This is a genomic window from Pseudomonas rhizoryzae (genome assembly GCF_005250615.1).
In the GTDB taxonomy this organism is placed as follows: Bacteria; Pseudomonadota; Gammaproteobacteria; order Pseudomonadales; family Pseudomonadaceae; genus Chryseomonas; species Chryseomonas rhizoryzae.
The window spans coordinates 1-2,271 of record NZ_SULM01000038.1 but is presented as its reverse complement, the minus strand read 5'-3'; the positions used below and the strand labels follow the sequence as shown (position 1 = coordinate 2,271).

Genomic DNA, 2,271 nt, shown 5'->3' with positions numbered 1-2,271 from the left:
GAGGGGGCGAACAGTGGCATCAGGGCGACCAGCCGCAGGAAGCCCTTGCCCTTGACCAGGGTGCGCTGCAGGCCGTAGGCGTAGCCATAGGCCAGGACGATCACCAGTACCGTGGTGAGCCCGGCCATGCCGACGCTGTTGCCGATCAGGCCCCAGAAGCGGGCGCTGGCGAAGGCATTGGTGAAGTTGGCCAGGCCCGTCCCGGTCGGGGTTTCGGTACTGCGGATCAGGATGGTGGCGATCGGCATGACCAGAAACAGCAGCAGGCCGGCCAGCACCACCCCGGTCAGCGTCCAGCGCACCAGGCGGTCTTCGCCGGCGCGCTTCACCGGCAGCCCGGCGGTACTGGCGCGTTCGGACAGGTTGACGGCACTCATGACAGCCTCCGCAGCGACAGCATCGGCAGGTGCATGGAGATGGGATCGTCCAGCCGGACCGGCGCGCGGCGGCCGTGCAGTTCAGCCACCACGGGGGAGCCACCGGTGGCCGGCTGCATGGTGATCCGGGTGAGGTTGCCCAGGTAGGAGATGTCGGTGACGCGGCCGGCCACGACGTTCTCGCCGGTGCGCTCGGCTGAGCCGAGTTCTACGTGTTCAGGCCTGAGACAGACTTTCGAAGGCCCCTTGCCAGCGGCATCACGCAGCCGCAGCGGCGTCTGACCCAACCAGCTACGACCCGCCTCGTCGGTCTCCACCTCGAGGAAGTTCATGCGCCCGATGAACTCGGCAACGAAGGGCGTTTTGGGTCGCTCGTAGAGTTCATCCGGCGTACCGGCCTGCTCGATTTTCCCGTTGCGCATCAGCACTACCAGGTCGGCCATGGCCAGGGCTTCTTCCTGGTCGTGGGTCACCATGATGGTGGTGATGCCGAGCTTTTCCTGCACGGCCTTGATCTCGGTGCGCAATTCCTCGCGCACCTTGGCATCCAGCGCCGACAAGGGCTCGTCGAGCAGCAGCAGCGAAGGCCGCGGCGCGATCGCCCGTGCCAGGGCGATGCGCTGTTGCTGACCGCCGGAGAGTTGGTGCGGCAGCTTCTTCGCGTGAGCGTCGAGGTGCACCATCTTGAGCATGGCGGCGACCCGCTCGGCCATTTCCGTTTTCTTCCAGCTTCGGCATTCCAGGCCATAGGCGACGTTTTCGGCATTCCAGGCCATAGGCGACGTTTTGCGCCGCCGTCAGGGTCGGGAACAGCGAATAGGATTGGAAGACGATGCCGAAGTTGCGCTCCTTGGCGGTGGTGCTGAGCACGTCCTTGCCATCGACCTCGATGCGGCCAGCGCTGGCCTCATCGAGGCCGGCGATGATCCGCAGCAGGGTGGTCTTGCCACAGCCGGATGGTCCGAGAAAACAAACGAACTTGCCTGACGGGATGTCGAGCGACACCTCGTCCAAGGCGGTGAGAGAGCCGAAGCGCTTGGTCACGCCGCTAATCGATAGTTTCATGCTGCCTCCAGAAAGCCCTTGCTTACCGCTCGTACTTCTTCTGCCAGGTCGAAATGATCTCGGCCCGCTCGGCTCCCGCCTTGGCGAAGTCCACCGGATAGAGCACCTTGGACACATCGGCCGGCAGCCCCGCATCGCGGAAGTTCTTCGGCATCTCGCCGCCCGGGATGGTCACGATGGCCTTCCATTTGTAGTAGGCGTTGGCGGCGGCCGGACTGACCGTCCAATCCAAGAAGCGCTTGGCGGCTTCCTGGTGCTTGGAGGCGGCGACCAGACCATTGGCCTCCAGCTCGTTACCGGCGCCCTCCGACGGAATCACCATGGTGATCGGATAGCCTTCGGCGATGTTCTTGATGGCGCGCAGGTCGTAGGAGACACCGACGGTGTATTCGCCTGAGGAGGCCACGTTGCACGGCCGCGAACCGGACTTGATGTACTGGGCGACGTTCTTGTCCAGCGCGTCGAGGAAGCTCCAGCCCTTTTCCGGGCCCATCATCTGCAGCAGCGAGGCGATCTGCACGTAGCCGGTCCCCGAGCTGGCCGGGTTGGGCATCACCACCTCGCCCTTGAATGCGGGGGCGGTCAGGTCCTTCCAGGAGGTGGGCATCGGCAGCCCCTTCTGCTTGAGGCGCTCGTTGTTGACGCAGAAGGCGGCCATGTAACCGGTCACGGCGAACCATTTGTTGTTCGGATCACGGAATTGCTTGGGCACCGCGTCGATGCCCTTGGGCTGGTAGGGCTCCAGGGTGGCGGAGATGCGCGGATCGACCATGGAGGACGCCGCCATGCCCCAGATCACGTCATGCCGCGGATTGGCCTGCTCGGAGAG

Annotated in this window: 2 protein-coding genes and 2 pseudogenes; all 4 read right to left on the bottom strand. The window is 64.7% G+C overall.

Features of this window, described 5'->3' with window-relative positions; genetic code table 11:
- Positions 1-377, bottom strand: a pseudogene (locus FAZ11_RS24565) (hypothetical protein); the annotation flags it as partial.
- Positions 374-799, bottom strand: a complete 426-nt coding sequence (locus FAZ11_RS25685; RefSeq protein WP_479681262.1) for a TOBE domain-containing protein — start codon at positions 797-799, stop codon at positions 374-376. The pseudogene FAZ11_RS24565 and the gene FAZ11_RS25685, both read right to left, overlap by 4 nt.
- 93 nt (positions 800-892) lie before the next feature.
- Positions 893-1,442, bottom strand: a pseudogene (locus tag FAZ11_RS25680) (ABC transporter ATP-binding protein); the annotation flags it as partial.
- A 22-nt stretch (positions 1,443-1,464) separates the two neighbouring features.
- Positions 1,465-2,271, bottom strand: an 807-nt coding sequence (locus FAZ11_RS24555) for an ABC transporter substrate-binding protein (RefSeq protein WP_137283182.1), incomplete at its 5' end; no start/stop codon positions are given.

Excerpts from the sequence above, each read along its gene's own strand:
- FAZ11_RS25685 (WP_479681262.1), bottom strand. The coding sequence starts at position 799 with ATGCGCAACGGGAAAATCGAGCAGGCCGGTACGCCGGATGAACTCTAC.